At 61.2% G+C, this 8,196-nt stretch carries 6 protein-coding genes; all 6 read right to left on the bottom strand.

The features are described from left to right. On the bottom strand, nucleotides 1–284 hold a 284-nt coding region (locus PUN71_RS15740), incomplete at its 3' end, for a Gfo/Idh/MocA family oxidoreductase (protein WP_277799172.1). A 181-nt stretch (nucleotides 285–465) separates the two neighbouring features. Continuing rightward, nucleotides 466–720: a family 1 glycosylhydrolase gene (locus PUN71_RS15735; RefSeq protein WP_277799176.1), complete on the bottom strand. Its 255-nt coding sequence runs from the start codon at nucleotides 718–720 to the stop codon at nucleotides 466–468. Between the two features lie 387 nt (nucleotides 721–1,107). After that, nucleotides 1,108–1,413, bottom strand: coding sequence for a family 1 glycosylhydrolase (locus PUN71_RS15730; protein WP_277799171.1), 306 nt, complete (start codon nucleotides 1,411–1,413; stop codon nucleotides 1,108–1,110). Between the two features lie 44 nt (nucleotides 1,414–1,457). Then, the gene (locus PUN71_RS15725) at nucleotides 1,458–3,170 is read right to left on the bottom strand and encodes a glycoside hydrolase family 43 protein (protein WP_277799170.1); all 1,713 of its coding nucleotides are present in this window, start codon (nucleotides 3,168–3,170) and stop codon (nucleotides 1,458–1,460) included. Between the two features lie 34 nt (nucleotides 3,171–3,204). Continuing rightward, nucleotides 3,205–5,499, bottom strand: a complete 2,295-nt coding sequence (locus PUN71_RS15720; protein WP_283532414.1) for a glycoside hydrolase family 3 N-terminal domain-containing protein — start codon at nucleotides 5,497–5,499, stop codon at nucleotides 3,205–3,207. Between the two features lie 219 nt (nucleotides 5,500–5,718). Then, complete coding sequence (locus PUN71_RS15715; protein WP_277799168.1) at nucleotides 5,719–7,083, bottom strand: MFS transporter; 1,365 nt, start codon at nucleotides 7,081–7,083, stop codon at nucleotides 5,719–5,721. Between the last annotated feature and the right edge of the window lie 1,113 nt (nucleotides 7,084–8,196).

Genomic DNA, 8,196 nt, shown 5'->3' with positions numbered 1-8,196 from the left:
ACGCCGTCGCCTCCGCCGGCGTCAACGCCGTCGCGCTCGAAACCGCGGCTTCCGCCTGACCACCCCTTACGAAACCCCACCAAAGAGACCAGGAAAACGATGGCAACGCAGTCGACGGCCTTCCACCTCGGCTTCTCGCAAAGAACGTGACGGCCCCGCTCGAGTGCTTGGTGCGCAAGATCGAAATGTGTCGCATGGGGTGTACCGATATACACGGCATCAACCGATTCGAGCATTCGGGCGTAGCCGTCGAAGCGGTGTGGAATGTCGAACTCATCACCCACGGCGCCCGCGGAAGACTGGTTGCGGGAGCGACAGCCACGACCTGGCTGCCGCCAACCAGGCGAAAGTCCTTTGTCATCTGTTGAGAGATGGTGCCCGTGCCTGCAATGCCCCACCGCACCGGGCCCACCAAGTCGGTGACACTGTGACCCTCAATATTTTCTGGACGCATCAGCATACCTCCTAAGCGACGGGAGCGGGCGTGAGTCCGTTGAACCGCGCGACCTGTCCAAGCCAGTTCAGGCTGGGTTTGGGTTTCCGGACAAACGTCTGGTGGTCGACAGCGATCAGGCCGAACGTGGCGTGCCAGTGTCCCCATTCGTAGTTGTCCAGAAGAGACCAGTGCAGGTAACCCTGCACGTCGATGCCGTCGTCGATGGTCTTCTCCAAGTGTCCGAGCGCCTGACGTGTGTACTCGATGCGGGAGTGGCGGTGAATGCCTGCTTCGCGACTGTCCAGCCAACTTTTGCGCCGCTCCGAGAGCGGACGATGTCGCGCACGGCACGATGGGCGTCGATGAAATACTGAGCGTATTCCGTCGGTGGCGTCAGCATTGGGAACGCCGTTTTGTCGCTGTTGGGGTCACCGGCGACTGTGGGGCTTTGCCAATCGCCCAGTTGTCCGGTCCAGGCGGCGTCCATCTTGGTGAGCATGACCGACGTCATGTTCGGTTCGTTGATGGTCGCGACTCACTCCACTCCGTCGAGAATGGTAGTGGCTTCTGTAACGTATGCTGCGAACCTCTCGGGACCGCGGCCGCTGTTACAGCCGCCTTCTTCAGCGAACCATCGCGGGCAACTGCCATTTTGGAGTGTTATCACAGTTTTAAGTCCGAGGCCGAGGGCGGTGTCGATCATGCGACGGTAGTGCGCAAGCTCGGCGCGCGAGAACTGCCCTGGACGGGGGCTCGATACGGGCCCACTCAATTCCGAACCGGTACGAGTTCAGCCCGGCAGTGGCCAGGAGCTCCATGTCTTCCTTGTACCGGTGGTAACTGTCGCACGCGCCACCGGAGAGCTCCATGCCGGGCATCGGCGGTTCGCGGGCCCTCCGCTCACTGTCGACGTTGTTGCACTCAATCTGGTGGGGTGCCGTACTGGCACCCCAGAGGAAGGAAGCGGGAAAGCTCATTTGGCTTTGCCTTTGAAAAGGATGTCTTGAGTAACTGTGATGGATCAGTTGGCCTGCAGCGCCGCGAGTTGCGAGCGAAGAAGCTGCATTGCCTGCCGGTCGATCGCGCCGCCTCCGGCGACCAGCATGTCGAAAGAAAGCGGCTTGATGTATTCGAGATAAGGGTGGGAAGGAAGCTCGGGCAGGGAGGCGTCAATGATCGCGCGTGCATCCGGATCCGCCAGCAGAGCCTCGATGGGGGTCGCAGCCAAATCGTACCGGGCTCCGCCCGCACCAGGTACAGCACCGGAATTTTGCCGGGCTTCGTAGCCAACCTCGCGGATCAGCACGTTTCCTTCCACCGCTTCCATACCCACAACACGGCCAGTGAAGCCGCCGGCGACTTCAGTGGAGAGGTAGCGACCGTCGAAGCGCCCGAACACGTGGTGTTCATCCCCAACCGTCCCGGCCAGCTCAATCATGTCGGGCTGGTCCCGGAAACCCCGGGGTGTGGGCGGGGCCGGCAGTGCGCTGATCCGAATCTCGATGTCCCTGGTGTCACTGCGGGGAATCCGGCCCACCAAACTAACTGCCGGCCCTATCGCGACCGTGGCTTCGAGGAAGTGATCAGTAACTGTGACCCCGTACCACAGGGACAAGTCCATCCGCACCAGCACCCGGCCGGTGCTGCCCCGCGTTGCGAGGCGGGCGATGAATGTCCACTCCTCATCCCGGGTCCGTGCTGCTACGAGCGCGGACCCGCCGTCGATGGCCTGGTCCTTCGAAATTTGCAACCCGTCATTGGTAACGGTGGCGATTTCCGATGGGGCCACACCCGGCGAAATCCAGCGATGATCGAGCGCGTCGCTGTCGAACTTATCCACAAAGGAGTGGTCGGTGGCTGGGACGTCGAATGCCTCCTGCCGGATGACTGGCCACCCGTCTTCCCAATCAATGCCCGCGATGAAGGTTTCCCGCCCGTTGACGTGGAACTTAGGGCTGATTCCCCGGGGCCGCACTCCGTGGTAGACCATGAACCAGTCGCCGGAGGGTGATTGCAGCATGTCTCCGTGACCGACGTTCTGTACCGGCAGATCGGTGCTGCGGTGGGTAAGGATCGGATTCACTGGTGGGGTCTCCCACGGGCCACTCAGCTCGCGTGCCCGAGCGATGGCGACCGTGTGGCCCCTCTCGGTGCCTCCCTCGGCGATGAGCTGGTACCACCAGCCCTCGATCCGGTATAGATGCGGACCTTCCGGAGCGGCCAGGCCAGTGCCTTGCCACACCGGTTGCGGCTTTTCCAAGAGTTCGCCGCGCTCGAGATCGATGCGGGCCGTGACCAGACCTTGACCTTTCGGATCTGCGCTGGCCCACGTGAGGCGGCATTGTCCATCCTCGTCCCAGCACAGGTCCGGGTCGATGCCCATCGTCCCGGGCACGTAGGCCGGATCCGACCACGGCCCGGCAGGATCACCGGCGGAAACGATCAGCTGGCCCCGCTGCACCTGGCCGATATTCGTCGTCACCAGCCAATACCGGCCGTTCCGGTACCTGATCGTAGGGGCGTAGATGCCACTATGGGCTTCCCCTGCAGTGAAAGGCAGCTGCTCCGATCGGGTCAGCGCGTTGCCTACCTGGGTCCAGGTGACCATGTCGGTGCTCCGGAAAATCGGCACGCCCGGAGCGTATTCGAAGCTGGAGTGCGCTGTGTAATAGGCGTCTTCCCCGCGGCATACAGAGGGGTCAGGGAAGAACCCGGGAATGATGGGCGTATCCATGAATAGCCTTTCCAGCCTTCCTTATGAAACCAGATCAGTTCTCAGTGACTGTGAACGAGCCGGCCAAGTCAGCTGTCGAGGATCCTCCCACCCACACGTCAAATTCGGTGGCGTCCTGCACGTAGCCACGCGTTGCGTCGCTCCAGTACTTCAACTCGCCCGGCCCCAACGTGAATCGGACGGGAACAGTGCTTCCGGCAGCTATGGTGACGCGTTCGAATGCTTTGAGCTCACGGACCGGACGGGATGAAGTGCCGTAACGCTGGTGGATGTACAGCTGCACGACCTCATCCGCCTCTCGGTCACCGACGTTAGCCACGTCCACGGAAACTGTGAGGCTCTCGCCGACGCGCACGTTATCGCGGTCGACTGAAAGGTTTGCATACTCGAAGTCGGTGTACGAGAGTCCATGTCCAAACGGGTACAGCGGGGTAGACGGTTCATTGAAGTAGCGTTCACCTTGCTCCTGCGGAACGAAGGTGCGGTGGTGGGCGTAGATCATGGGCACCTGACCTACGTGCCGGGGCCAGCTGAACGGCAACCGCGCAGCGGGTGAAACGTCGCCCAGAAGCACGGAAGCAACAGCGTCGCCGCCGCGAGTCCCCGGATACCACACCTGGATGATGGCAGGAATGTTCGCGTCCGCCCATTGCAGATCCACGGGACGGCCGGACATGACAGCGAGGACCACGGGGGTACCCGTCGCGGAAATACGCTGCAACTGCTCCAGCTGCCGGCCACCAAGTGCAAGAGTGGATGTTGAAGCCTTCTCTCCGATCTGGTTCTGGCGCTCCCCGACAACAACGATGGCGATGTCTGCGGCCGCAGCGAGTTCCACGGCCCGGGCGATTTCAGCGTCATCGTCGTAATCGGCGGGGGTAGGAATAACCGTTGTGTCCATCCGGTCGAACGGTGACGGGTAGACACGGTCGGGAATGCTGGCGCCTGGGGCGTGATCGAGCCTCACCTGACCCCCCAACCGGGCCCGGAGTCCGTCCAAGATACTTACGGCTTCGGCGGTGTCATGGTCGAATACCCAGGGCCCGAGAATGTCACGCTTGCTGTCGGCAAGTTGTCCGATCACGGCGACCGAGGACAATTCCTCAGCTTTTAACGGCAGAGTGCGGTCGGCGTTCTTCAGCAACACCATGGTCTTTTCTGCAGCACGCTGGGCTGCTTCCCGGCTGTCCGGCGCGTTCACTGCCGATGTCGCTGCGTCCACATCCACGTAGGGGTTCTCAAACAGGCCGAGGCGGAACTTTGCGTCCAGTACCCTTCGCACAGCTATGTTGAGGTCCTCTTCAGAGAGCTTGCCCTGCGCAACGGCGTCCGGGATCCGGTCGTAGGCGGGGTCGAAGATGGCCATTTCGACATCGAGCCCGGCATGCACGCCACGGGCTGCTGCGTCGGTGAGGTCCTTGGCGAAATGCTGTGTCTCCATCGAGCGGACCGCGTTCGCGTCAGAGACTGTGAAACCCTTGAAGCCAAGTTCGCCGCGCAGCACGTCTGTGAGCAGCCGGCGGTTTCCGGAGGCAGGGACTCCGTTGAGGTCCATGTAGGCGCTCATGACGTTCGCGGCGCCTGCTTCAATCGCGGCGCGGAACGGGGGCAGGTACACGTTGTACAGTTCGGATTCAGAGACTTCCGCGTCGTCGTAGTCGCGGCCGCCGCGGGCGGCGCCGTACCCGGCAAAGTGCTTGGGGCCGGCAAGAATATTGTGTTCGGTCATGGCGCCCTGGAATCCGCGCACCTGCGCCGCGCCAAACGCGGCACCGAGGACCGGGTCCTCTCCCGGGCCCTCGATGATGCGGCCCCAGCGGGGATCGCGAGAAATATCCAGCATCGGCGCAAAAGTCCAGTTGATGCCGACGGCCCGTGCCTCGCGGGCAGCAATGGTCTGAGCGGCTTGGATGTCGTCAGGCGACCACGTTGCGGCCATGGCAATTGGGACAGGGAAGATGGTGCGCAGTCCGTGGATGACGTCGAAGCCGACAAGCAGCGGGATGCCGTGTTCGGCCTGTTCCACAGCAATCTTCTGCAATTGGTTGATCTGAGCGGGATCGGTGACGAACAACACCGAACCCGCACCACCCCTGCGGATCGCGTCCTGTACCATGCTCGGTTGACGCAGAAAGGCCTGGCTTTCCGGTGGAAGAGAAGCGATGTCGACATCTGCCGGGATGTTCATGGCAACAGCCATGTAGAAGTAAAGGGAGAGCTGCCCGGCTTTCTGTGCAGGGCTCAGGCGGGACATCAGGTCAGCGACGCGTTCTTCCACAGGGAGGGACGCATTGCGGTAGGCGAAGGTGGTCGTATCAACGGTTGTCATGAATATCTTCCCTTTACAAGTGGTTAGAAGGAGACGGTGCAGTCGCGCCAGGATCTGAGTGGTTTATCTGAGCGGCTCGACTGGGCGCAGGACCATACGAAAGTCTTTAGTCAACGGCGAAGTGGCCGCTGGGCGTGGGCAGGCAGGCAGACGGCGTTGTTAAGAACGGCGAGTCCCGCTGCCACGCAGGCGATCGCCGTTGGCGAGAACGCCTTGTTGTCAGCTGGACTTACGGACAAAGAGCAGAACGATAGTGCCCCCAACGAGAGTGCATGCTGCTGCGACAAGCAGCAGAACGCCGTAATTCTTGTCGGCGCCCGTGACGCCGATGAGGAGAAGCGGAGCGGCAGCGACAGGGGCGATGACCTGTGCCAGGGAGGTGGAGTATCCGTTGATTCCGATGAACCGGCCAGCAGCCGTATCGGATTCGGGCAGCACGTCCAGGACGATTGCCTGATCGACGGCGGAAAAGACGCCGAGTCCTACATTGGCGAAGATCGAGCCGATGATGAGCACGGCAACGTTGCTTCCTCCGAAGGCCATCAGGACTGCGCCGATAGTGTAAGCGATGCCTGCTGACAGGATGAAAATGCGTCGGCGCTTAAGTTTGTCCGACAAGATGCCGCCAGCGAGTGCGCTTCCGGCTGTTGACACCACGCCGATGAGCGAAAGAATAACGATTAGCGCGCCAATGTCTTCCACCCGGCCGTTAGTACTTAGCCGGGAGGCATAAAAGAGAGTCGTAAACGTGGTGGCAAACGTAACGCCGATCATGAAGATAAGGCGTCCCAGCCAGTTCCACGCAAAATCCGGATACTTGGCAGGATTGAAGACCATGAACTGAAGCATCTTCCGCAGCGTCATGCTGTCGGCCACGACGATGTTGCGACTGTCTGGTTCCTTCGAAAACACTGCGTATAACAGTACAAGAATCAGCCCGATGAAACCGGGTACCAGAAACACGAGGAAATTGTTGCCGATGAAGGCGCTTGCCATGCCGACGCCGGAGATCGAGGCGAGCATCTGAACAAACCCACTCAGACCGGCGACCTTACCGCGCTGCTCCTCGGGCAGCCGATCGGCCTGGGTGTTCATCAACGAGCCCATGACCGAGCTGAAACCTATCTGCACGAAAACCCAGCCCACGACGACGAGCGGGATGCTCGGCACCCAGGCGATAAATCCCAGAGCCGCTACTCCAATGATGGCACCGGCGACGGCGTACGGGCGGCGGCGACCGAATCGGGACCTGGTCCGGTCGCTGACCATGCCCAAGATAGGGCCCCAGACCGCCGCGACCGAGGCGCCGATGCCGATGATATATCCGAGAACCTCAACGTTCTCGGGGGCCAACTGCTGCACCCGGATGGAAAGCGAGATGCCGATCGGTGCCACCAGTGCGGTGTAGGCGCCGAACATGGCGAGCACAAAGAGCCAGATCCAGCCAGCGCTTACTCGTTCAGGAACGGGGGGTGTTTCACTCGTGGTCAGTATCGTACCTTCGATGCCCATGGCACCACCGACCTGGGCTGCAGCAACAGAGGGCGGCGCTTGTTCAGCTGTCACCGCGGGCTTGTCGGTCACAATGGTGACTCCTTTGTCATAAAAATCCTAGGGTGTATCGCGTGTCACTTGGAGACAGCGTAGGAGTAACACGTGATACCTGTCAATGGTCCAATGCGGCAATAAATGGACTGCGGCCTCTTGAGATGTGCCGGGCCCTCCAACCCTCCGGCGCTTTGGTGGCAGCACCCACGTAGGGGGCTGGGGCGGACATCGGGTGATGGTTCGTCGGGGATCCCCTGTCACAGGCGGCGAGCCTTCGCCAGTCGCTGTTGCAAAGCCTAGGCGTGGCGTTGCAACACGAGACCGTAAGGCACGTCCGGGCGCGCCCGGACGACACTAACTGCCGGGCCCTACACTTGTAACAAGAATTCCCATTCCGTGGACCTCGGCAGCCTCCGAGACGGCGGCGATTGCACGATTCAATGCATGGTCCACTTCAGAGGCCTTGTCGACATGCACTTCAACAACGCCGGGGGCCTTGAAGCAAGATCCAAGCTTATGTCCGGCTCTATAAGCGACATTGGTTTCTCCTAGTCCGGCAGGGGCAATTCGTTGCCGAGCGGCTTGCGTGGCTGATCAATCCGTGAATTGATTCCGGCGACCTTAAGGTCGATAAGGCGACGCCCCATTCCCCCATCGGGCCAAATCCAGAGGCAGGACTTGTCACCCATAACGACGTCGATGGTTCTGTTGACTATTTCCTGACCTATGGAGATTGTTATCCGCTGTCCCGGCCCTAGCGCGTCCGCCCCCACTTCGAATGGCGCTGGGTGAACAGCCGCGTTGAATCGCTCGAGGGCGCCTTCCCGGTACGACTCGGATGCAGGAACGAAGGCCTGGACTTGGCCGGCTTCCGCTGGGGGAGCCGCATGGGCATTCAGCACATACCGGAACTCAGGGGAAGTTCGATAACCGATGATGACCCATTTTCCTGTTCAAACATGGCGGTAAGACGCCGGGACGGGTGAGCGTCTCAGGAGACCTCGTTTGTGGTGCATGCCACACCGTCGGAGTACCTCGCGTTAACTCCGCCGCGAGGTTGACAAGAGGCGAAGGTCGCCGGGTAACCTGTGTTAGTGTCACGTGCGACTGCGGCGGCCTTACTGTCAGTACAGCCCGAGCGCCGGCAGT

The organism is Arthrobacter sp. NQ7 (assembly GCF_029581595.2).
In the GTDB taxonomy this organism is placed as follows: domain Bacteria; phylum Actinomycetota; class Actinomycetes; order Actinomycetales; family Micrococcaceae; genus Arthrobacter; species Arthrobacter phenanthrenivorans_B.
Note: the sequence above shows the minus strand (reverse complement) of the source record. Positions and strands in the feature narration are given on the sequence as shown.